The sequence below is a fragment of the Streptomyces sp. R33 genome, assembly GCF_041200175.1.
GTDB classification, from domain to species: Bacteria; Actinomycetota; Actinomycetes; order Streptomycetales; family Streptomycetaceae; genus Streptomyces; species Streptomyces katrae_B.
On sequence record NZ_CP165727.1, the window covers coordinates 2,800,232 to 2,822,500 of the forward strand.

Genomic DNA, 22,269 nt, shown 5'->3' on the forward strand with positions numbered 1-22,269 from the left:
AGTGACGGAATCCGGCATTCCGGTCTCGACCATCGCGCTTACGTTCCGCTTATGTCTTGAGCACGTCACGAAGCCCTTCTCAGCTGGCAGCCCCGCCCCTTTCTGGACTATCAAGATCACCGCAGGCATCGAGCGTGACGATGCCACATCAAAAGATCACACTCATGGGGGACCAGAAAAGTGAGCACCAACACCATGCGGCGAGCGGCAACGGGCGTAATCGGTCTGGCGGTTGCCGGAACCCTGACCCTCACCGGCTGCAAGAACGGCAACGAAGAGGTCGCACCCGCGCAGTCGAGCGCGCCCGCCGCCCAGCCGAGCCAGGGCGGGCAGGAGTCCGCGCAGCCCAGCACCCCGGCCAGCCCCTCCACCGGCGGCGGCCAGGCCCCCGCAGGCGCGGCGGGCCAGGCGAAGCCCGGCCAGACCTTCAAGATCGGCGAGACGGCGCAGGTGCCGTTCAGCTACGGCAGCACCAAGGGCGGCACCCTCGCCCTCACCGTCACCGCCGTCGAGCAGGGCCAGCCGGCCGACCTGGACGCGCTCAAGCTGGGCGACAAGGTCAAGGGGATGATCCCCTACTACATCCGCTACTCGGTCAAGAACATCGGCACCGTGGACCTCTCGTACGCCTCCGTGGGCCACATGAAGGGCCTGCTCCCGGACGGCTCCGAGGCCCAGGGCGTCTCCGTCATCGGCAAGTTCGAGAAGTGCAAGGACGAGTCGCTGCCGAAGGGCTTCACCAACGGCCAGACGCAGACCAGCTGCGCGATCGCCCTGGCGCCCTCGGCCCAGACGAAGGTGGTCGGCGCCGAGTACTGGGGCGACCCGTACAACAACCTGAACGACGGCAAGGGCCTCTTCTGGAAGTAACGGCACGGCGGAAGCGGTAGCGGTCACCTCCGCACCTCCCCCTTCCCGACGACGAGCCCCCGCCCGCGCCACAGCGCGGCGGGGGCTCCGGCCGTCCCGGCCCACCGCGCACCACGCGCCGGCCACCGCGCACCACCCCCGGCCCCCTTCGGGGCGACAATGGCGCCATGCCCGAAGGAGACAGCGTCTGGCGCGCCGCGGCCCGGCTGCACGCGGCCCTCGCCGGCCACGAGCTGACCCGCTGCGACCTGCGCGTCCCCCGCTTCGCCACCTCCGACCTCAGCGGCCGCACCACCCTGGACGTCACCCCGCGCGGCAAACACCTCCTCGCCCGCTTCGAGGGCGGCCTCACCCTCCACACCCACCTGGGCATGGACGGCGCCTGGCACGTCTTCGCCGCGCACGAGAAGTGGCACGGCGGCCCCGCCCACGAGATCCGCGTCGTCCTCGCCACCACCGGACACACGGCCGTCGGCTACCGCCTCCCGGTCGTCGAGCTGCTCCGCACCGCCGACGAGGACCGCGCCGTCGGCCACCTCGGCCCCGATCTCCTCGGCCCCGACTGGGACGCCGACCAGGCCGCCGCCCGCCTCCTCGCCGCCCCCGGGCGCCCGCTCGGCGAGGCCCTGCTCGACCAGCGCAACCTCGCCGGCATCGGCAACATCTACAAGAGCGAGCTCTGCTTCCTGGCCCAGGTCACCCCCTGGACCCCCGTCGGCGACCTCCCCGACCCCGCGACCACCGCCGTCCGCCTCGCCGGCGCCGCCCACCGCCTGCTGCGCGCCAACATCGGCGACCGCCGGATCCGCAACACCACCGGCAGCCACCGCCCCGGCCAGGAGCTCTTCGTCTACGGCCGTGCGCACCGCCCCTGCCTGCGCTGCGGCACCCCCGTCCGCGAGGCCCCGCAGAACGACCGCCCGACCTACTGGTGCCCCCACTGCCAACCCGGCCCTACGGCCTAGTTGACGCTCCGTCAGATGCGGTCGTACGGTCCCGGCATGCCCACACCCAGAGCCCCGTACGACCTCTCCGGCCGGACCGCCCTCATCACCGGCGCCGCGAGCGGCATAGGCCGCGCCACCGCCGTGCTCCTCGCCGGGGCGGGCGCCGCCGTGCACTGCGCCGACCGCGACGAGCCCGGCCTCGCCGAGACGGCGGACCTCGTCGCCAAGGCCGGCGGATCCGCCACCGTCCACCCCCTCGACGTCACCGACCGCGCAGCCCTGCGCGCCGCCGTCGCAGTCGCCGGACCGCTCGACATCACCGCCGCCATCGCCGGGATCATGCACACCAGCAGCGTCCTGGAGACCTCCGACGAGGACCTCGACCGGGTCCTGGACATCAACTTCAAGGGGATACTGCGCACCTGCCAGGAGGCCGCCCGCGCCATGATCTCGGCCGGTCGCCCCGGCTCGATCGTCACCATGGCCTCCGGCGCCGTGGACGCCGCCCAGCCCGGCCTGCTCTGTTACAGCGCCGCCAAAGCCGCCGTCGTCCAGCTCACCAAGACCCTCGCCACCGAGGCCGGCCCCCACGGCATCCGTGTCAACGCCGTCGCCCCGGGCTGGATCCGCACCCCGATGACCGGGCGGCACAGCCCCGAGGTCCAGGAGCAGACCGAGGCCGCGATGGTCCGGATGTCCCCCCTGCGCCGCGTCGGCGAGCCCGAGGACATCGCCCAGGCCGTGCTCTACCTCGCCTCGGACGCCTCGTCCTTCATGACGGGCCAGATCCTCCGCCCGAACGGGGGAGTGTCGATGCCCTGGTAGCCGCCCGGTCGGCCGCCGCCACATCCCCCCGGGGTCCGTCGCCCGCCGCCCGCAGTGCCCTGCGTACGGGCCGCGGCGTGCAGTGCACCGGCAGCAGGCCCAGCCCCCAGCCGCCCACGGCGACCGCGCCCTCCACCGGCCCCGACTCGCCCGGGGCCAGCGCCAGGCGCAGCACCGCCCACCACCACAGCACGCCCATCGCCAGCGCGAGGGGTATGAGTAATCGCCGCACGGACGCCTCCCAGCGACCGGGGACCCGGACGGGACCATCGTCCCGCAACCCCTCCGACCCCGCACCCAGAACAGCACGGCGGCCGGCGAGCCCGCCCGGGCCCCCGGCCCACCGCAAAGCCCCGTACGAGCGGGCGCAGCGAACGGCACGGAGCCCCGGTCGGTGCGTCACGCACCGACCGGGGCTCCGGCCACGCTCATTTCTTCACAGCTCGCGCATCGAGCTCACGCGGCTACGACATTCACCGCTTCCGCAGGCGCCTTGATGGTCACCCGCTCCGGACCACCCGCGACCGAAGTCACGGAGACCGAATTGAGCATCGGGCGGACCGGCACCGTCACCGGTTCGCTTGCCGCGGCCGACTGCGCCAGCTCAGCCAGCGACAGCTCGTCGCTGACCTCGCGCATCAGCTCGGACATCCGTACGTCCAACGCGTCGCAGATCGCGGAGAGCAGCTCGGAGGATGCCTCCTTCTGCCCCCGCTCCACCTCGGAAAGATAGCCGAGAGAAACTCGGGCGGACGAGGAGACTTCGCGCAGAGTACGGCCCTGGCGCTGGCGCTGCCGACGCAGCACGTCACCCAGCAGGCGACGGAGCAGAATCATCGGTGGCTCCCTCCTCTGACCGTGTAGCCGCATCCTTCACGCCCCACCGTACCGCCTCGCGCCGCGGCCGTGCGGGGAGCTATGTCGTGTTCACTCAGGGCTGCAAACATCAAATCCCCCCGTTCTGTTCCGTATCCTGCCCCCGCACATTCTCGCGGAGTTCGCTCGAGAGCAGTTCGAGCACTGTCCGTGCACTCTCCCTACGGATTTCCGTACGGGAGCCGTTCAACCTCAGCGGGACGGTTTTCCTGCCCGCCGGACCCGCCACGGCGATGAAAACGGTGCCCACCGGCTGCCCGTCCTGCGGGTCCGGACCGGCCACCCCGGTGGTCGCGATCCCCCACGAAGCCCCCAGGACGCGCCGTACCCCGGTCGCCATCTCCTCCGCGACCTGCGCGTTCACCGCCCCTTCGGCGGCCAGCAGCCCGGCGTCCACGCCCAGGAGCAGGTGCTTCAGCTCCGTCGCGTACGCCGTGACCGAGCCGCGGAAGGAGCGGGAGGCCCCGGCGACGGCCGTGAGTTCCGCGGCGACCATCCCGCCGGTCAGCGACTCGGCGACGGCGAGGGTCTGGTCACTCTCCGCAAGGAGGCGCAGCACCTCCGCAGCGATCGCGGCGGTGTCCCCGGTCCCGGCCGCCGCCCCCGCGGCGTCCGGAGCCGCCCCACCGGCCACCGGAGATTCCCCCACCGGTTGTGTCACCTCGCGGCCCGCTCCGCAGCCAGACCCTTGCGCCGCAGCACCACGGCCTGGCGGATGTAATCCAAACCGGTGACCAAGGTCAGCACGACGGCGACCGCCATCACCCAGAAGCGCATGGTCGCCAGGGCCCCGGTCAGTGCGAGCACGTACATCCCCACCGCCGTCCCCTGGGCCAGGGTCTTGAGCTTGCCGCCCCGGCTGGCGGGAATCACGCCGTACCTGATGACCCAGAAACGCATGAGCGTGATCCCGAGTTCCCGCCCGAGGATCAGCCCGGTCACCCACCAGGGCAGGTCGCCCAGCCAGGAGAGACAGATCAACGCCGACCCCATGATCGCCTTGTCGGCGATGGGGTCGGCGATCTTCCCGAAGTCCGTGACCAGGTTGTACGTACGGGCCAGGTGCCCGTCGAAGATGTCCGTGATCATGGCGACGGCGAAGGCGGCCCAGGCCCACGCGCGCCACACCGGGTCGTACCCGCCGTCGGCGAGGAGGAGCAACACGAATCCCGGCACCAGGACCAGCCGGATCATCGTCAGGATGTTGGCGATGTTCCACAGGCTGGCCTGATCGACCGCCGCAGCCCCCAGCTTCGCGCCGGGCGCGGGCCGGCGGCCGGTCCCGCCCGCCGCAGATGCCGGGACTCCGGTCATCCGGCCGCCTCCTCGAGATGCAGGGGCTCGGCCACCAGGTCCACGCCCAGCGTGCCGACCACCTTGGCCGTCACGATACGGCCGGGCACCAGGCCCGTGCTGTCCGTGAAGACGACCTGGCCATCGGTCTCGGGCGCCTGGTGCGCGGCACGCCCGTAGGCGCCGTCGCCCTCGTCGTCAACCGCCTCGACGGACTCGACGAGTACCTCCAGCATCTCCCCGATCCGCTCCTCCGCGCGCTGCGAGGTGAGCTCCTCGGCGAGCCGCTGCATGTGGGCGAGCCGCTCGGCGATCGTGTCCTCGTCCAGCTTGCCGTCGTACGTGACGGCCTCGGTGCCGTCCTCGTCGGAGTAGCCGAAGACGCCGATCGCGTCGAGCCGCGCGTGGGTGAGGAAACGCTCCAGCTCGGCGAAGTCCGACTCCTTCTCGCCGGGGAAGCCGACGATGAAGTTGGACCGGACGCCGGCCTGCGGGGCCTTGGTGCGGATGGTGTCCAGCAGCTCCAGGAACCGGTCGGTGTCACCGAAGCGGCGCATGGCGCGCAGCACGTCGGGGGCCGAGTGCTGGAAGGACAGGTCGAAGTACGGCACGACCTTGGGGGTCGAGGTCAGCACGTCGATCAGGCCGGGCCGCATCTCGGCGGGCTGCAGGTAGCTGACGCGGACGCGCTCGATGCCGTCCACCTCGGCCAGCTCGGGCAGCAGGGTCTCCAGCAGGCGGATGTCGCCGAGGTCCTTGCCGTACGAGGTGTTGTTCTCGGAGACCAGCATGATCTCCTTGACGCCCTGCTCGGCAAGCCAGCGCGTCTCGCCCAGCACGTCGCTGGGGCGGCGGGAGATGAAGGAGCCGCGGAAGGACGGGATGGCGCAGAAGGAGCAGCGGCGGTCGCAGCCGGAGGCGAGCTTGACCGACGCGACCGGGCTCTTGTCCAGGCGGCGGCGCAGCGGCGCGCGCGGCCCGGAGGCGGGCGCGAGCCCGTCCGGCAGGTCGGCGGGGGCTTCGGCCGGCTCCTCGGCGGGCGCCGACTGGGCGTGGCCGGGCAGCGCCACCTCGGTGTCCTGGCGGGCCGCGGGGCTGATCGGGAGCAGCTTGCGCCGGTCACGCGGGGTGTGGGAGGCGTGGATGCCGCCGTTGAGGATGGTCTGCAGGCGGTCGGAGATGTCGGCGTAGTCGTCGAAGCCGAGCACGCCGTCGGCCTCGGGCAGCGCCTCGGCGAGCTCCTTGCCGTAGCGCTCGGCCATGCAGCCGACGGCGACGACGGCCTGGGTCTTGCCGTGATCCTTGAGATCGTTGGCTTCCAGCAGGGCGTCTACGGAGTCCTTTTTGGCGGCTTCGACGAAGCCGCAGGTGTTGACGACGGCTACGTCCGCATCGGCGGCGTCCTCGACGAGCTCCCAGCCATCCGCCGCCAAGCGGCCTGCGAGCTCCTCCGAGTCCACCTCGTTACGGGCGCAGCCAAGAGTGACAAGGGCGACGGTACGGCGTTCGGGCATGGACTCAAGACTACTTTGTCCAAACACCGACCCCCGCCCCAAGTCCCGGTAAACCAAGATCCCCGGGGTGCGGCGCAGCACCCCGGGGACCCGGAATCAAGCATTCAGCGCTATATCAGCCCGCCTGTGCGGCTCCCTGGCGGGGGTCGTCCTTGGTGTATGTGAGGCGTTCCACCTGACCGGGCTGGAAATCGTCCTTGATCTCCTTGCCGTTCACGAAGAGCTTCACGACCCCGGCGTCGCCGAGGACGAGGTCGATGGATTCCTTGTCCGTGAAGGTCTTGGACTGGCCCGGGGTCAGCGTGCCGTCGAACAGCAGCCGGCCGCTGTGGTCCTTCGCCGAGACCCAGCTCTCGCCCTCGTTGGCCGTCAGGACGACCGTGACGAGGTCCTTGGGCGCGGCGGCGATGGCACTGTCCGAGGGCTCCGGCTGGGGCGCCTTCGGGGTCTGCTGGGGCTGGGCGGCGGGCTTGCCTGCCGACTGCTTGGGTGCGGGCTGCGGGGAGGCGGAACCTTCCGCCACCGGCCGCTTGTCCTTCGCGTCGCCGCCGCCGAAAGCGGTGAAGCCCACGAAGCCGATGACGGCGACGATGGCGGCGACCATGGCCGCGGTCCAGTTGGGCCGCTGCCGCTCGGGACGGATGCGCTCGGCGTCGAACATCGGCGCGGCGGGCGTGGGCGCCGGCCGGCCGCCGTGGGCGGCGTCGTACGCGTCGACCAGGGGTTCGGGGTCGAGGTGGACGGCGCGGGCGAGCGTACGGATGTGACCGCGGGCGTATACGTCGCCGCCGCACCGCGTGAAATCGTCAGCTTCGATCGCGTGCACGATCGGGATGCGCACGCGGGTGGTGGAACTGACCTCGTCGACAGTGAGCCCGGCGGCGATCCGGGCCTTCTTCAGGGCCGTCCCGATGGACGGTCCTTCGACTGTGGGTTCGATGATGCGGTCCTCGGACCGGTCGTCGGTCGAAGGCCGCTCATCTTCGGGGGAGTTGGAGTTGCCGATGGACACGAGGGCGCCTTTCGAGCGTGTAGCCACCTGCTGGATGTCCAGTCTAGGGGGGTGACGAAAGGGTGGAGCAACCGGAGGGTGGACTTCCTACGCCATCCGAATGGCAATCCGAACAGTGCAGGAAGTCCGGGTGCTGCGGCGGACCGGCACGGGGCACGGTGCCGCCACCTCCCTCAACTTGACGCGGACCCAAGGGAAACGGTTGCCCGCCCGAGAATTACGGTTGGGTCTCTCCCCGGATGACGGCGAGGACCCCGTCCAGCTCGTCCGCCTTGACCAGCACGTCGCGTGCCTTCGACCCCTCGCTCGGCCCGACGATCCCCCGCGACTCCATCAGGTCCATGAGCCGCCCGGCCTTCGCGAAGCCCACCCGGAGCTTGCGCTGGAGCATCGAGGTCGACCCGAACTGCGTGGAGACCACCAGCTCGGCCGCCTGGCACAGCAGGTCCAGGTCGTCGCCGATCTCCTCGTCGATCTCCTTCTTCTGCTTCTGCCCGACGGTGACGTCGTCCCGGAAGACCGGGGCCATCTGGTCCTTGCAGTGCTGCACGATCCCGGCGATCTCGTCCTCGGTGACGAAGGCGCCCTGGAGGCGGACCGGCTTGTTCGCTCCCATCGGCAGGAACAGCCCGTCCCCCTTGCCGATGAGCTTCTCGGCGCCCGGCTGGTCGAGGATGACCCGGCTGTCGGCGAGCGAGGAGGTGGCGAACGCGAGCCTCGAGGGCACGTTCGCCTTGATCAGGCCGGTGACCACGTCCACCGAGGGCCGCTGGGTGGCGAGCACCAGGTGGATGCCGGCCGCGCGGGCCAGCTGGGTGATCCGGACGATCGAGTCCTCGACGTCCCGCGGGGCCACCATCATCAGGTCGGCGAGCTCGTCGACGATCACCAGCAGGTACGGGTACGGGCTGAGCTCCCGCTCGCTGCCCGGCGGCAGTTTGATCTTGCCGTCCCGGATGGCCTGGTTGAAGTCGTCGATGTGCCGGTAGCCGAAGGCGGCCAGGTCGTCGTAGCGCAGGTCCATCTCGCGCACGACCCACTGGAGCGCCTCGGCGGCCCGCTTGGGGTTGGTGATGATCGGCGTGATCAGGTGCGGGATGCCCTCGTACGCCGTCAGCTCGACCCGCTTGGGGTCGACGAGCACCATCCGGACGTCCTCCGGGGTGGCCCGCACCATCACCGAGGTGATCAGGCAGTTGATGCAGGAGGACTTTCCGGAGCCGGTGGCGCCGGCGACGAGCACGTGCGGCATCTTCGCGAGGTTGGCCATGACGTAGCCGCCCTCGACGTCCTTGCCGAGGGCCACCAGCATCGGGTGGTCGTCCTCGGCCGCGTCCGCCAGCCGGAGCACGTCCCCCAGGTTGACCATCTCGCGGTCGGTGTTCGGGATCTCGATGCCGACCGCCGACTTGCCGGGGATCGGGCTGATGATCCGGACGTCCGGCGAGGCCACGGCGTACGCGATGTTCTTGGTCAGGGCGGTGATCCGCTCGACCTTGACCGCCGCGCCCAGGGTGACCTCGTACCGGGTGACCGTCGGCCCCCGGGTGAAGCCGGTGACGTCCGCGTCCACCTTGAACTCGGTGAACACGTTGCGCAGGGAGGCGACCACGGCGTCGTTGGCGGCGCTGCGGGTCTTGCCGGGCCCGCCCTTCTCCAGCAGGTCGAGCGAGGGCAGTGCGTACGTGATGTCCCCGCGCAGCTGGAGCTGCTCGGCGCGGGGCGGCAGCGGCTGGGGCGGCGGAGGGGCTTTGGTGAGGTCCGGCACCGACAAGGTCCCGGAAGCCGCGGCCGTGGTGTCGTGCGGCGGCTCTGCCGGCTCCGGGGCGGCGGCCCTGGGACGCTCCTCCCGGGCGGGCGGCACCGGAGCGGTGATCTCCACGCCCGCGCGCTCGACGGAGATGCCGTGGGTCAGGTCGGCCACGAGCGGGGAGGGCGGCATCCCGCCGTAGACCGCCCCGTCCAGCGCGGCGGCGGCCGCGGCGGCCACGTCGACGGCGTCCATCTCCCGCTCGGCGGCCGGCCGGGCCGGGGTCCGCCGGGGGCGCCGCCGCCGGGCGAGCGCCTGCTCCTCGGCGGCATCGGCGGGATCGCGGTCGGCGGGGTCACCCGAACCGGCAGCTCCCGACCGGGCCCGCCACTGCTCGGGGTCGTGCCGGACGGCGGCGCCGTCCTCCCCGAAGCCCTCGTCGTACTGGTTCGGGGCGATGATCCCCAGCCGGATGCCGAGCCGCCGAAGCCGCTGCGGGATCGCGTTCACCGGGGTCGCCGTGACCACGAGCAGCCCGAAAACCGTGAGCAGCACCAGCATCGGCACGGCCAGCGGCGCACCCATGGTGAAGATCAGCGGCTTCGAGGCGCCCCAGCCGATCAGCCCGCCCGCGTCCTGCATGGCGGTGGTGCCCTCGTCCCGGCCCGGCGCCCCGCAGGCGATGTGCACGAGGCCGAGCACGCCGATGACGAGCGCGGACAGACCGACGCCGATCCGGCCGTTGGCATCGGGCTGTTCGGGATGGCGGATGAAACGTACCGCCATGACGCCGAGCAGGATCGGCACGAGCAGATCCAGTCGTCCGAAGGCGCCGGTGACCAGCATGGTGACCAGATCCCCGACGGGACCGCTCAGGTTCGACCAGGTACCGGCGGCGACGATCAGCGCGAGGGCGAGCAGCAGCAGCGCGACGCCGTCCTTGCGGTGGGCGGGGTCGAGGTTCTTGGCACCCTGGCCGATCCCGCGGAACACCGCGCCGACGGCGTGCGCACAGCCCAGCCACAGGGCGCGCACCAGCCGCACCACGCCCCCGGTCGGGGACGGCGCGGGCTTGGGCGGCACCTTCTTGACGGGGGCGCGCCGGGGCGCCGCGGCTTTCTTCGCGGCGGGCTTGCGGGCGGGGGCCGCCTTCTTCGCCGGCGCCGTCGTCCGGCCGGTGCGGCCCTTCGCGGTGCCCGCAGTGCTCTGGGAACCCTTGCCGGACGTACGTGAGGCCATGGGGCCGAGGTTACCGGTGCGCGCGCCGGTGGACACGCGTGCCCACCCCTTCACCCGTTCGTGTCGCGTGCCGTGTCGGTGCTTTGACGCACCGCCAGACCCGGCACCGTCCGAACGGCCGGGCCGTCAGCGCCTCGACGCGCTCAGCTCTGCGCGGGCAGCACCGGCGCTCCCCCGCCGGTCCCGGGCTCGAGCGCATCGAGCGCCCGGCGCAGACCGGTGAGCTTGCGCTCCAGATGGGCCGCGGTCGCCACGACCGAGGCATCGGCCGATTCCTCGCCGAGCTGCTTGGTCAGGGCCTCGGCCTGTTCCTCGACCGCCGCGAGCCGCGCGGAGAGCTCGGCCAGCAGGCCGGCCGTCTCCTTGCTGTCCCCGCCCGAGCCGCCGCCCTCGAGCTGGAGGCGCAGCAGCGCCGCCTGCTCCCTGAGCTGGCAGTTCTTGGTGTACAGCTCGACGAACACCGAGACCTTGGCCCGCAGTACCCACGGGTCGAAGGGCTTGGAGATGTAGTCCACCGCGCCGGCGGCGTAACCGCGGAACGTGTGGTGCGGACCGTGGTTGATCGCGGTGAGGAAGATGATCGGGATGTCCCGGGTCCGCTCGCGCCGCTTGATGTGCGCGGCCGTCTCGAATCCGTCCATCCCGGGCATCTGCACGTCCAGCAGGATGACCGCGAAATCGTCCGTCAGCAGCGCCTTGAGCGCTTCCTCCCCCGACGACGCCCGGACCAGTGTCTGATCGAGCGCGGAGAGGATGGCCTCCAGCGCCAGCAGATTCTCCGGCCGGTCGTCGACCAGGAGGATCTTGGCCTTCTGCACCATGCCCTGTCCTCCTCGCCCCGGCATGGGGCCTCCCCGGCTCCTGGCACCGGCCTGTACGCCGGGCCCCGCCCCAGAAGAGGACGGCATCCTTACGCCGTCCGTCCTTGTGCCGGTCATCGTAGCCCCAGTCCCGAGATCGCCACACCCTGTCACCAAGATGTCACTGTGCACGAAGCAGAAACGGTGTGGGAGAGCAGAAGGTTCCCCGTCTCCCGCCCTTCCACACCGTTTTCACCACAGTCAGTCAGCAATTGGTATCAGAGCGCTCTGCAGGCGCTCACTTGCCGCGCATCCACTGCTCCATCACCGACAGCAGATAGTCCGGGTCGACCGGCTTGGTGACATAGTCGGAAGCACCGGAATCGATCGCCTTCTCCCGGTCCCCCTTCATCGCCTTCGCCGTCAGCGCGATGATCGGCAGACCGGCGAACTGCGGCATCCGCCGGATCGCCGAGGTCGTCGCATAACCGTCCATCTCGGGCATCATGATGTCCATCAGCACGACGGTCACATCGTCGTGCTGCTCCAGGACCTCGATGCCCTCCCGGCCGTTCTCCGCGTAGAGGACCGCCAGTCCGTGCTGCTCCAGGACACTAGTCAGCGCGAAGACGTTGCGGACGTCGTCGTCCACGATGAGCACCTTCTCACCGTGGAAGTCATACGTCCGGGGCACCACCGGAAGCTCTTCTTCCGGATTGGCCCAGCCGTCCTCGGGCCCCTGCGCGTTCGGCTGCCCCGGCACCGCCGTACGCGGCTCCAGGTCGCTCAGCGCCTTGCGCCGCCGCCGGAACAGCGCAGCGCCGCCCTGTCCCTGACCGGCCGCCTCGGCGGCCGGCACCCCGGGCCGCGCATGCTGCGGCTGCACCTGCGCCGAGGCGGCGGGCGCCGCCGGGGCCGCCGGCAGCGCGGGCCGCGGCCCGTCGACCTGCCTGCGGTACACCTCACCGCGGCCGCCGCCGGGCGTGGGCGGCGCGTACCCCTGCGGCGGCAGCTCGCTCGGGTGCAGCGGCAGGTACAGCGTGAACGTGGACCCGCGGCCGGGCTCGCTCGCCGCGTGGATCTCCCCGCCCAGCAGCCGGGCGATCTCCCGACTGATCGACAGCCCCAGGCCCGTACCGCCGTACTTCCTGCTGGTGGTTCCGTCGGCCTGCTTGAACGCCTCGAAGATCACCAGCATCTTGCTCGCCGCGATCCCGATCCCGGTGTCCGTCACCGAGAAGGCGATCAGGTCCCCGTCCGCCTCGCGCAGCGAACCGGCCTCGAGCAACTGCTCCCGGATCGCCGCCGGCACGTCCGAACCGGCGGGCCGGATCACCAGCTCCACCGCCCCGGTGTCGGTGAACTTCACCGCGTTCGACAGCAGGTTGCGCAGCACCTGGAGGAGGCGCTGCTCGTCCGTGTGCAGGGTCGCGGGCAGCTCCGGGGAGACCCGGACCGAGAAGTCCAGGCCCTTCTCCGCGGTCAGCGGCCGGAAGGTGGCCTCCACGTAGTCCACGAGCTGGACCAGCGCGATCCGCGTCGGCGAGACGTCCATCTTCCCCGCCTCGACCTTCGACAGGTCCAGGATGTCGTTGATCAGCTGCAACAGGTCGGAACCCGCACCGTGGATGGTCTCCGCGAACTCCACCTGCTTCGGCGACAGGTTCTCGTCCGCGTTGTCGGCGAGCAGCTTGGCCAGGATCAGCAGCGAGTTGAGCGGCGTCCGCAGCTCGTGCGACATGTTCGCCAGGAACTCGGACTTGTAGCGCATCGAGACCGCCAGCTGCTCGGCGCGCTCCTCCAGGACCTGCCGGGCCTCCTCGATCTCGGTGTTCTTCACCTCGATGTCCCGGTTCTGCTGGGCCAGCAGCTCGGCCTTCTCCTCGAGTTCGGCGTTGGCCGCCTGGAGCGCCTTCTGCCGGTTCTCCAACTCGTCGGAACGCTCGCGCAGCTGCTCGGTCATCTCCTGCGACTGCTTGAGCAGCATCTCCGTCTTGGAGTTGACGCTGATCGTGTTGACGCTCGTGCCGATCATCTCGGCGATCTGGCTCAGGAAGTCCTTCTGGATCTGCGTGAAGGGCTGGAAGGACGCCAGCTCGATGACGCCGAGCACCTTCCCCTCGAACAGCACCGGCAGCACGATCACGTGCGCCGGCGGCGCCTCCCCGAGCCCCGAGGAGATCTTCAGGTAACCGGGCGGGGTGTTCTCGACGAGGATCGTCCGCTTCTCCTCCGCCACGGTCCCGATCAGCCCCTCCCCCGGCCGGAAGGAGGTGGGCATCTGACCGCCCGCGTACGCGTAACTCCCGCGCATCCGCAGCTCGTACGCACCGTCGGGACCGCCCTCGGTCCCGATCTCGGTGGTGCCGCCCGACGGCAGCGCCAGGAAGAACGCCCCGTGCTGCGCCGAGACCACCGGGGTCAGCTCGCTCATGATCAGCGAGGCCACGTCGTCCAGCTCGCGACGGCCCTGCATCAGGGCGGAGATCCGGGCGAGGTTGCCCTTCAGCCAGTCCTGTTCCTTGTTGGCCAAGGTGGTGTCGCGCAGGTTCGCGATCATCGTGTTGATGTTGTCCTGGAGGACCTGGATCTCGCCCGCCGCGTCCACGTCGATCTTCAGGTTGAGGTCACCGCGGGTCACCGCGGTCGCCACGGCCGCGATCGCGCGCACCTGCCGGGTCAGGTTCCCGGCCATCTCGTTCACGGACTCCGTGAGGTCGCGCCAGGTGCCGTCCACGTCCCTGACCCGCGCCTGACCGCCCAGGATCCCCTCGGTGCCCACCTCGCGGGCCACCCTGGTCACCTGGTCGGCGAACGAGGACAGCTGGTCGACCATCGTGTTGATCGTCGTCTTGAGCTCCAGGATCTCGCCCCGGGCGTCGATGTCGATCTTCTTGGTCATGTCGCCCTTGGCGATGGCGGTCGTGACCATGGCGATCTGCCGCACCTGGCCGGTCAGGTTGGAGGCCATGAAGTTCACCGAGTCGGTGAGGTCCTTCCACGTACCCGAAACACCCGGCACGTGCGCCTGGCCGCCCAGGCGGCCCTCCGTGCCCACCTCGCGGGCCACGCGCGTGACCTCGTCCGCGAAGGAGGACAGGGTCTTCACCATCGTGTTCACGGTGTCGGCGAGCTGCGCGACCTCGCCGCGCGCCTCGACCGTGACCTTCTTCGTCAGATCACCGTTGGCGACCGCCGCCGAGACCTGCGAGATGTTGCGCACCTGCGAGGTCAGGTTGTTGGCCATCAGGTTGACGTTGTCGGTCAGGTCCTTCCAGATGCCCGTCACCCCGCGCACCCGGGCCTGGCCGCCGAGGATGCCCTCGGAACCCACCTCGCGGGCCACCCGCGTCACCTGCTCGGCGAACGAGGACAGTTGGTCCACCATCGTGTTCACGGTCGTGACCAGCTCGAGGATCTCGCCCTTGGCGTCCACGGTGATCTTCTTGGAGAGATCGCCCATCGCGACCGCCGTCGTCACCTCGGCGATGTTGCGCACCTGAGAAGTCAGGTTGTTCGCCATGAAGTTGACGGACTGCGTGAGGTCCTTCCAGGTGCCGGAGACCCCCTTCACCTCCGCCTGGCCGCCCAGGATGCCCTCGGTGCCCACCTCGCGGGCCACCCGCGTCACCTGCTCCGCGAAGTTCGAGAGCTGGTCCACCATCGTGTTGAGGGTGTTCTTCAGCTCCAGGATCTCGCCGCGCGCATCCACGTCGATCTTCTGCGACAGGTCACCACGGGCCACCGCCGTCGCGACCTGCGCGATGTTGCGCACCTGCGAGGTCAGGTTCCCGGCCATGCCGTTCACGGAATCGGTCAGGTCGCGCCAGACACCGGCCACCCCGGGCACCTGCGCCTGACCGCCGAGCCGGCCCTCCGTACCCACGTCCCGGGCCACCCGGGTCACCTGCTCGGCGAAGGCCGAGAGCTGGTCGACCATCGTGTTGATGGTGTTCTTCAGCTCCAGGATCTCGCCGCGCGCATCCACGTCGATCTTCTGCGACAGGTCACCACGGGCCACCGCCGTCGTCACCTGCGCGATCTGGCGCACCTGGGAGGTCAGGTTCCCGGCCATGAAGTTGACGGAGTCGGTGAGCTCCTTCCACGTCCCGGAGACCCCCTCCACCCGGGCCTGACCGCCGAGGCGGCCTTCCGTACCCACGTCCCGCGCCATCCGCGTGACCTGGTCGGCGAAGCTGGAGAGCTGGTCCACCATCGTGTTCACGGTGTTCTTCAGCTGGAGCATCTCGCCCGAGACGTCCACGGTGACCTTCTGCGACAGGTCGCCGTTGGCCACCGCCGTCGTCACCTGCGCGATGTTGCGCACCTGTCCGGTGAGGTTGCGGAAGGCGGTGTTCACCGAATCGGTGAGGTCCTTCCACGTACCCGCCGCACCCGGCACCTGCGCCTGACCGCCCAGCTCACCCTCGACGCCGACCTCACGGGCCACACGCGTCACTTCCGCACCGAAGGACTGCAGCTGGTCCACCATCGTGTTGACGGTGTTCTTCAGCTCCAGCATCTCGCCGGCCACGTCGACCGTGACCTTCTGCGAGAGGTCGCCGTTGGCCACCGCGGTCGTCACCTGCGCGATGTCCCGCACCTGCGTGGTGAGGTTGCGGAAGACCGTGTTCACCGAATCGGTGAGGTCCTTCCACGTACCCGCCGCACCGGGCACCTGTGCCTGACCGCCCAGCAGGCCCTTCGCCCCGACCTCGCTGGCCACACGCGTGACCTCGTCCGCGAAGGTCCGCAGGGTCTCCGTCATCTGATTGATCGTTTCGGCCAGCTGCGCCACCTCGCCGCGCGCGCTGACCCGTACCTTCTGCGACAGGTCACCATTGGCGACGGCCGTCGTGACCTGCGCGATCCCGCGCACCTGGGCCGTCAGGTTGCCCGCCATCGTGTTGACGGAGTCGGTCAGGTCCTTCCACACGCCCGCGACCCCGGGCACCTTCGCCTGGCCGCCGAGCTCACCCTCCGTACCCACCTCACGGGCGACCCGCGTCACCTCGGAGGAGAACGACGACAGCTGGTCCACCATCGTGTTCACGGTGTTCTTCAGCTGGAGCATCTCGCCGGCCACGTGCACCGTGACCTTGCGCGACAGATCGCCCTTCGCGACCGCCGTCGTGACGAGAGCGATATCACGCACCTGAGCGGTGAGCCGGTACGCCATCGTGTTGACGGAGTCGGTCAGATCCTTCCAAGAACCCGACATTCCGCGCACTTGGGCCTGACCGCCGAGTTTGCCCTCGGTACCCACCTCCAGCGCCACACGCGTCACCTCGTCGGTGAACGCGGACAGCTGGTCGACCAGGTTGTTGACCGTACGCCCGACCTTCAGGAACTCACCGCGCAGCGGATGCCCGGCCCCGTCCGCCGTCTGCGTCCGCAGGTCCATCCGCTGGTCCAGATCACCCTCGGCGACCGCCGACAGCACCCGGCCCACCTCGGACACCGGCCGGGCAAGATCGTCCACCAGCTGGTTCGAGGCATCGATCGCGGCCGCCCAGGAGCCCTCGCAGGCACCTGTTTCCAGCCGTTCGCTCAGCTTCCCCTCGCGGCCCACCATCCGCCGCACCCGGGAGAGCTCTCCCGTCAGATGGAGGTTGCGGTCGGCGACCTCGTTGTAGACGGCGGCGATCTCCGCCATCACGCCCTCGCCGGACACCGTCAGCCGCTTGCGGAAATTCCCGTCCCGCATCGACACCAGGGCCGTGAGCAGCCGGTTCAGGGCGGCGGTATCGACTTCCGTCGTGCCGTTCCGGCGGGACCTCCCGCCTTTCGGGCGCGTTCCCGTACGCCGCACCGCTGCGCCAGACTCCACCGTGTCCCTCCCGAAAGGGTCGACCGCTGTTCCACCGACACCCGGCGAGTCGCACGCCCGGCTATCCGATCCTGCCCAGTGTTTCACCCTGGCCGAACCCGGCCATAACACTTCGGCACCATCGCACACCGGCCGCACCCTGCGGGTGGAATCCCGGACGACGGCACCTGGCCGACCGCGAAGGTAAGTAACCTGGCATCCGATGTCCAACCGCGTCGAAGGAGACTCGTGATCACGGCTCGGGCGGCTGCCAGCTTCGACCCCCTCGGGCGCTCGGTCGCTGCGGCCCGCGCGTTCGTCCGCGACACCCTCCAGGGCTGGGGTTTCGCGGACATCGTCGACGACGCCGTGGTCCTCACCAGCGAGCTCGTCACCAACGCCGTGGTCCACGCCGGAACCAAGGCCGAGGTGCTGTGCCTGCGCTCCGGGGACGGCGTACGCGTCGAGATCGCCGACCGCTATCCCGAACGCGAGCTCCCGCTCCGCCACCCCGGCGAGCGCCCGTACGCCGACCCCGACCGCGAGAACGGCCGCGGGCTGATGCTCTGCGCCGCCCTCGCCACCCGCTGGGGCGTCGAGTACACCGCCACCCACAAACACGTGTGGTTCCGGCTCGACCTCCCGGACCGGCCGGTCGGTACCCGATCCGCCGGACCCGTCGTCCCGGACCGGCTCCTCCCGCTCGCCGACAGCCGGGTCCGCGTCGCCGTCCTCCAGATCGACGCCTCCGACGCCATCTCCGCCTGGAACGAGGACGCCGAGCACGTCTTCGGCTACGCCGCCGAGAAGGTCCTCGGCCGGCCCCTCGCCGAGCTCGCCGCCTGGCCCCAGACCCCCGGCACCGGCACCGGCATCGCCGAGGCCCTGCGCCTGTCCCGCTGGGAGGGCAGCTACGGCATCCGTGGCGCCGACGGCCGCGTGATCCCCGTGTACGCCTCCCACCTGCGGGTCCGCGATGCCCACGGGGAGCCCTCCATCGTCTGCCTGCTGGTCCACGACGACGAGCGGGCCCTGCTCCAGACCCCCGTACGGGTGGCGCCCTCCGACAGCCTCCAGTTCACCGAGCCCCGCCCCGCGGACCCCTTCGAGGTCTTCATCGGCTCCCCCGCCCCCGACGACCTCGACGGACTCCTCCAGCGCACCGTCGAACGCGCCCGTGACATGCTCGACGCCGACGCCGCCTTCCTGCTGCTGGCCACCGACGACGAGACGGAGCTCGAGGTCCGCGCCACCACCGGGCTCCCCTCCACCCGCCAGCGCTTCGCCCGCGTCCCCGTCGAGGCCGGCACCAACCGGTACGGCTCCGCCCGCATGCCCGCCGTCCACGACGACCTCGCCGCCGTCCCCGGAGCCGTCCCGCTCCTGGAGGCCACCGGCATGCGCTCGGTCATCACCGTCCCGCTCAAGGTCGAAGGCCGGCTCACCGGCTCGCTCGGCGTCGCCACCGAGAACCCCGGCCGCTACTCGAACGCCGAGGCCCTGCGCCTCCAGTTCGCCGCCGACCGCATCGCCCTCGCCGTCGAATCCGCCCGCCTCGGCGAACTGGAACGCCTGCGCCGCGGCTCCCTGTCCTTCCTCGTCGAGGCCTCCGACCTGCTCGCCGGCACCCTCGACCGGGACCAGACCCTGGCCCTCATGGCCCAGATGACCGTCCCGACCCTGGCCACCTGGTGCGCCGTCTACACCATCGCCGACCAGTCCTCCGACCCGTACCTCTCGTACGTCCTGCACGAGGACGAGGAACGCATCGACGGCCTCAAGGCCCTCCTCTCCCGGGTCAGCCCGCCCGAACCGGTCCGCGAGGCCGGCGCCCGCCCCTGGCCCGCGACGACCTCGGCGGTCGGCGGGGAGACCGTCGTCCTCCCCCTCCTGGCCCGCAACCGCGTGATCGGCATGCTCACCCTCGGCAAACCGTCCGAGGAGCACTTCCGCCAGGAGATCCTCGAACTCGCCGAGGACCTGTCGCGCCGCGCCGCCCTCGCCCTCGACAACGCCCGCCTCTACTCCGAGCGCACCGCCATCAGCCGATCCCTGCAGCGCAGCCTGCTCCCGCCCGGCTCCCCCGCCATCCCCGGCATGGAGGTCGAGGTCATCTACCGCGCGGCCGGCGAGGGCAACGAGGTGGGCGGCGACTTCTACGACGTCTTCCCGATCCGCGACGGAGCGTACGGCTTCGCCATCGGCGACGTCTGCGGTACGGGCCCCGAGGCGGCCGCCGTCACCGGCCTCGCCCGGCACGCCCTGCGCCTCCTGGCCCGCGAAGGACTGGGCGGCCCGGCGGTACTGGAGCGGCTCAACGCGGCCATCCTCGACGAGGGCGCCCGCAGCCGCTTCCTCACCCTCCTGTACGGCGAGCTCCACCCCCAGCCGGACGGCGGCGCCCTGATGAAGGTCGTCTGCGCAGGCCACCCGCTGCCGCTCCGGCTGCGTCCGGACGGCCAGGTCACCCCCGCCGCGGACCCGCAACCCCTGCTCGGCGTGATCGACGACCTCGACCTCTACGAGCAGACCCTCACCCTGGACCCGGGCGACGTCCTCCTCTGCGTCACGGACGGCGTGACGGAACGCCGTGAGGGCACCCGCATGCTGGGCGACGACGGCCTCGCGGAGGTCCTCACCACGTGCACGGGCCTCACCGCCGGCGCCGTCGCCTCCCGCGTCCTGCGTGCAGTGGAACGCTTCGCGGCCGAACCCGCCTCGGACGACATGGCCATCCTGGCCTTCCGCGTCCCCCACCAGCGCGAGAGCGACTAAGGCACCGCTAGGGCCTCGAGTGGCGGGTGGCGGAGCGCAGGGCGAAGGCCATCACCACTTCGAACACGCCCAGCAGGACGAGCCAGAGTCCCAGCAGCCGTGTCAGCGCGACCGCCGAATCCACCGGGAAGCAGAGGACGACGATTCCGGCGACGGCGGCGAGAACGCCCAGGCCGAAGAGCAGACCCCGGTGGAAGAGCGTGCGGTCTGCGATCGCGGTGTACGCGGTGAGCACTCCGGTCAGCAGCCAGAACACCCCGAGGATCAGGGAAAGCGCACCGATCGTCTGCATCGGATGCCGCAGTACCAGGACGCCGGCCAGGAACGCCAGCATGGAGACCAGAACGGCGGCCAGTCTGCTGCCGCCGTCGCTGCTGTGCGAGAAGGCGGCCACGAAACGGAAGACACCCGCCACAAGAAGCTGCAGACCGATGATGACGGCCAGGATGTGCAGCGTCTCATCGGGCCAGACGAGTACCAGAATGCCTGGAATCAGGGTCGCGAGGGCGAAGCCGAGTGCCCAGTGCCAGGTACCTCCGACCTGCTTGAGGACGTCCTCGGGGTCGCTCTGCCTGTGCTGCGGTGCCGCCGTGCCAGAGGGTACGGTCATCACGCCTCCCAAGCCTGCCGGGCGCCCCTCAGGGCACCTCGTAGCCGCCGGTCGTGCCTTGTCCACCCTTCGCGCCCATTTTAGAGAGCTGTGGTGCAACCCGCCCGTCCGGCGTACGGGGACAACGGAGCAGCCGACTCCCGGAAATGCAAAAAGGCCCCCGCCATAAGGCGGGGGCCTTTTCTTTGGAGCCCTTTAACGGAATCGAACCGTTGACCTTCTCCTTACCATGGAGACGCTCTACCGACTGAGCTAAAAGGGCGGGTTGTTCGGCGGCGTCCTACTCTCCCACAGGGTCCCCCCTGCAGTACCATCGGCGCTGAAAGGCTTAGCTTCCGGGTTCGGAATGTAACCGGGCGTTTCCCTAACGCTATGACCACCGAAACACTATGAAATTTGAACGCTGGCATGAACACAGCTGTTCGTTATTTCAGAACTAACACAGTGGACGCGAGCAACTGAGGACAAGCCCTCGGCCTATTAGTACCAGTCAGCTCCACCCGTTACCGGGCTTCCACATCTGGCCTATCAACCCAGTCGTCTACTGGGAGCCTTACCCTCTCAAGGAGGTGGGAATACTCATCTTGAAGCAGGCTTCCCGCTTAGATGCTTTCAGCGGTTATCCCTCCCGAACGTAGCCAACCAGCCATGCCCTTGGCAGGACAACTGGCACACCAGAGGTTCGTCCGTCCCGGTCCTCTCGTACTAGGGACAGCCCTTCTCAATATTCCTACGCGCACAGCGGATAGGGACCGAACTGTCTCACGACGTTCTAAACCCAGCTCGCGTACCGCTTTAATGGGCGAACAGCCCAACCCTTGGGACCGACTCCAGCCCCAGGATGCGACGAGCCGACATCGAGGTGCCAAACCATCCCGTCGATATGGACTCTTGGGGAAGATCAGCCTGTTATCCCCGGGGTACCTTTTATCCGTTGAGCGACGGCGCTTCCACAAGCCACCGCCGGATCACTAGTCCCGACTTTCGTCCCTGCTCGACCCGTCGGTCTCACAGTCAAGCTCCCTTGTGCACTTACACTCAACACCTGATTGCCAACCAGGCTGAGGGAACCTTTGGGCGCCTCCGTTACCCTTTGGGAGGCAACCGCCCCAGTTAAACTACCCATCAGACACTGTCCCTGATCCGGATCACGGACCGAGGTTAGACATCCAGCACGACCAGAGTGGTATTTCAACGGCGACTCCACCCCAACTGGCGTTGGGGTTTCAAAGTCTCCCACCTATCCTACACAAGCCGAACCGAACACCAATATCAAACTGTAGTAAAGGTCCCGGGGTCTTTCCGTCCTGCTGCGCGAAACGAGCATCTTTACTCGTAGTGCAATTTCACCGGGCCTATGGTTGAGACAGTCGAGAAGTCGTTACGCCATTCGTGCAGGTCGGAACTTACCCGACAAGGAATTTCGCTACCTTAGGATGGTTATAGTTACCACCGCCGTTTACTGGCGCTTAAGTTCTCAGCTTCGCACGCCCGAAAGCGCACTAACCGGTCCCCTTAACGTTCCAGCACCGGGCAGGCGTCAGTCCGTATACATCGCCTTACGGCTTCGCACGGACCTGTGTTTTTAGTAAACAGTCGCTTCTCGCTGGTCTCTGCGGCCACCCCCAGCTCACGGAGCAAGTCCGATCACCAGTGATGGCCCCCCTTCTCCCGAAGTTACGGGGGCATTTTGCCGAGTTCCTTAACCATAGTTCACCCGAACGCCTCGGTATTCTCTACCTGACCACCTGAGTCGGTTTAGGGTACGGGCCGCCATGAAACTCGCTAGAGGCTTTTCTCGACAGCATAGGATCATCCACTTCACCACAATCGGCTCGGCATCAGGTCTCAGCCTTATATGAGGGACGGATTTGCCTACCCCTCGGCCTACACCCTTACCCCGGGACAACCACCGCCCGGGCTGGACTACCTTCCTGCGTCACCCCATC

Annotated in this window: 14 protein-coding genes, 1 tRNA gene and 2 rRNA genes (1 of these 17 running past the window's edge); 4 read left to right on the forward strand and 13 right to left on the reverse strand. The window is 69.5% G+C overall.

Going from position 1 to position 22,269, the window contains the following annotated elements; all coding sequences use genetic code 11:
• The first annotated feature begins 180 nt into the window (after positions 1-180).
• The 3 genes from AB5J51_RS12595 to AB5J51_RS12605 all read left to right on the forward strand — a co-directional run bounded on the left by AB5J51_RS12595 (position 181) and on the right by AB5J51_RS12605 (position 2,642).
• The gene (locus tag AB5J51_RS12595; protein WP_053790488.1) at positions 181-870 is read left to right on the forward strand and encodes a hypothetical protein; all 690 of its coding nucleotides are present in this window, start codon (positions 181-183) and stop codon (positions 868-870) included.
• A 167-nt stretch (positions 871-1,037) separates the two neighbouring features.
• Positions 1,038-1,835, forward strand: a complete 798-nt coding sequence (locus tag AB5J51_RS12600) for an Fpg/Nei family DNA glycosylase (RefSeq protein ID WP_136226893.1) — start codon at positions 1,038-1,040, stop codon at positions 1,833-1,835.
• A gap of 36 nt (positions 1,836-1,871) precedes the next feature.
• A complete protein-coding gene (locus AB5J51_RS12605; protein WP_369777747.1) occupies positions 1,872-2,642 on the forward strand; it encodes an SDR family NAD(P)-dependent oxidoreductase in 771 nt (256 codons plus the stop codon).
• On the opposite strand, the gene AB5J51_RS12610 is transcribed toward AB5J51_RS12605, so the two are convergent.
• The 9 genes from AB5J51_RS12610 to AB5J51_RS12650 form a co-directional block, all read right to left on the reverse strand.
• Positions 2,590-2,841 (reverse strand): hypothetical protein, encoded by a 252-nt coding sequence (locus AB5J51_RS12610; protein ID WP_136226910.1) that lies wholly within the window; start codon positions 2,839-2,841, stop codon positions 2,590-2,592. The genes AB5J51_RS12605 and AB5J51_RS12610 overlap by 53 nt on opposite strands.
• A gap of 257 nt (positions 2,842-3,098) precedes the next feature.
• On the reverse strand, positions 3,099-3,479 hold the full coding sequence (locus AB5J51_RS12615) for a helix-turn-helix domain-containing protein (RefSeq protein ID WP_030301503.1): 381 nt from the start codon (positions 3,477-3,479) through the stop codon (positions 3,099-3,101).
• A 109-nt stretch (positions 3,480-3,588) separates the two neighbouring features.
• The gene (locus tag AB5J51_RS12620; RefSeq protein ID WP_369780250.1) at positions 3,589-4,089 is read right to left on the reverse strand and encodes a CinA family protein; all 501 of its coding nucleotides are present in this window, start codon (positions 4,087-4,089) and stop codon (positions 3,589-3,591) included.
• Between the two features lie 86 nt (positions 4,090-4,175).
• Positions 4,176-4,832: a CDP-diacylglycerol--glycerol-3-phosphate 3-phosphatidyltransferase gene (gene pgsA / locus AB5J51_RS12625; protein ID WP_053790486.1), complete on the reverse strand. Its 657-nt coding sequence runs from the start codon at positions 4,830-4,832 to the stop codon at positions 4,176-4,178.
• A complete protein-coding gene (gene rimO, locus AB5J51_RS12630) occupies positions 4,829-6,325 on the reverse strand; it encodes a 30S ribosomal protein S12 methylthiotransferase RimO (protein ID WP_053790485.1) in 1,497 nt (498 codons plus the stop codon). Before rimO ends, pgsA begins: the two co-directional genes overlap by 4 nt.
• Before the next feature lie 115 nt (positions 6,326-6,440).
• Positions 6,441-7,337 (reverse strand): helix-turn-helix domain-containing protein, encoded by an 897-nt coding sequence (locus tag AB5J51_RS12635; protein WP_053790484.1) that lies wholly within the window; start codon positions 7,335-7,337, stop codon positions 6,441-6,443.
• Positions 7,338-7,554: 217 nt separating this feature from the next.
• Positions 7,555-10,326, reverse strand: coding sequence for a DNA translocase FtsK (locus AB5J51_RS12640; RefSeq protein ID WP_369777748.1), 2,772 nt, complete (start codon positions 10,324-10,326; stop codon positions 7,555-7,557).
• A gap of 143 nt (positions 10,327-10,469) precedes the next feature.
• Entirely contained in the window at positions 10,470-11,147 is a 678-nt protein-coding gene (locus AB5J51_RS12645) for a two-component system response regulator (protein ID WP_053790483.1), read from the reverse strand.
• Between the two features lie 277 nt (positions 11,148-11,424).
• On the reverse strand, positions 11,425-16,956 hold the full coding sequence (locus AB5J51_RS12650) for a HAMP domain-containing protein (RefSeq protein WP_199828190.1): 5,532 nt from the start codon (positions 16,954-16,956) through the stop codon (positions 11,425-11,427).
• Positions 16,957-17,148: 192 nt separating this feature from the next.
• Between AB5J51_RS12650 and AB5J51_RS12655 the strand changes: the two genes are divergently transcribed.
• Positions 17,149-19,710 carry a SpoIIE family protein phosphatase gene (locus tag AB5J51_RS12655; RefSeq protein ID WP_136226889.1) on the forward strand — a complete coding sequence of 854 codons (2,562 nt, stop codon included), beginning with the start codon at positions 17,149-17,151 and terminating at the stop codon, positions 19,708-19,710.
• 7 nt (positions 19,711-19,717) lie between these two features.
• Here the strand turns inward: AB5J51_RS12655 and AB5J51_RS12660 are convergent, their stop codons facing one another.
• The 4 genes from AB5J51_RS12660 to AB5J51_RS12675 all read right to left on the reverse strand — a co-directional run.
• Positions 19,718-20,320, reverse strand: a complete 603-nt coding sequence (locus tag AB5J51_RS12660; RefSeq protein ID WP_136226887.1) for an HdeD family acid-resistance protein — start codon at positions 20,318-20,320, stop codon at positions 19,718-19,720.
• A gap of 186 nt (positions 20,321-20,506) precedes the next feature.
• A tRNA-Thr gene (locus tag AB5J51_RS12665) sits at positions 20,507-20,582 on the reverse strand.
• 5 nt (positions 20,583-20,587) lie between these two features.
• A 5S ribosomal RNA gene (gene rrf / locus AB5J51_RS12670) occupies positions 20,588-20,704 on the reverse strand.
• Between the two features lie 76 nt (positions 20,705-20,780).
• Positions 20,781-22,269: ribosomal RNA gene (locus tag AB5J51_RS12675) — 23S ribosomal RNA — on the reverse strand (it continues 1,635 nt past the right edge of the window).

Coding starts and splice junctions, on each gene's coding strand:
- AB5J51_RS12600 (WP_136226893.1), top strand. CDS start 1,038: ATGCCCGAAGGAGACAGCGTCTGGCGCGCCGCGGCCCGGCTGCACGCG.
- AB5J51_RS12605 (WP_369777747.1), top strand. CDS start 1,872: ATGCCCACACCCAGAGCCCCGTACGACCTCTCCGGCCGGACCGCCCTC.
- AB5J51_RS12610 (WP_136226910.1), bottom strand. CDS start 2,841: ATGGGCGTGCTGTGGTGGTGGGCGGTGCTGCGCCTGGCGCTGGCCCCG.
- AB5J51_RS12615 (WP_030301503.1), bottom strand. CDS start 3,479: ATGATTCTGCTCCGTCGCCTGCTGGGTGACGTGCTGCGTCGGCAGCGC.
- pgsA (WP_053790486.1), bottom strand. CDS start 4,832: ATGACCGGAGTCCCGGCATCTGCGGCGGGCGGGACCGGCCGCCGGCCC.
- rimO (WP_053790485.1), bottom strand. CDS start 6,325: ATGCCCGAACGCCGTACCGTCGCCCTTGTCACTCTTGGCTGCGCCCGT.
- AB5J51_RS12640 (WP_369777748.1), bottom strand. CDS start 10,326: ATGGCCTCACGTACGTCCGGCAAGGGTTCCCAGAGCACTGCGGGCACC.
- AB5J51_RS12645 (WP_053790483.1), bottom strand. CDS start 11,147: ATGGTGCAGAAGGCCAAGATCCTCCTGGTCGACGACCGGCCGGAGAAT.
- AB5J51_RS12660 (WP_136226887.1), bottom strand. CDS start 20,320: ATGACCGTACCCTCTGGCACGGCGGCACCGCAGCACAGGCAGAGCGAC.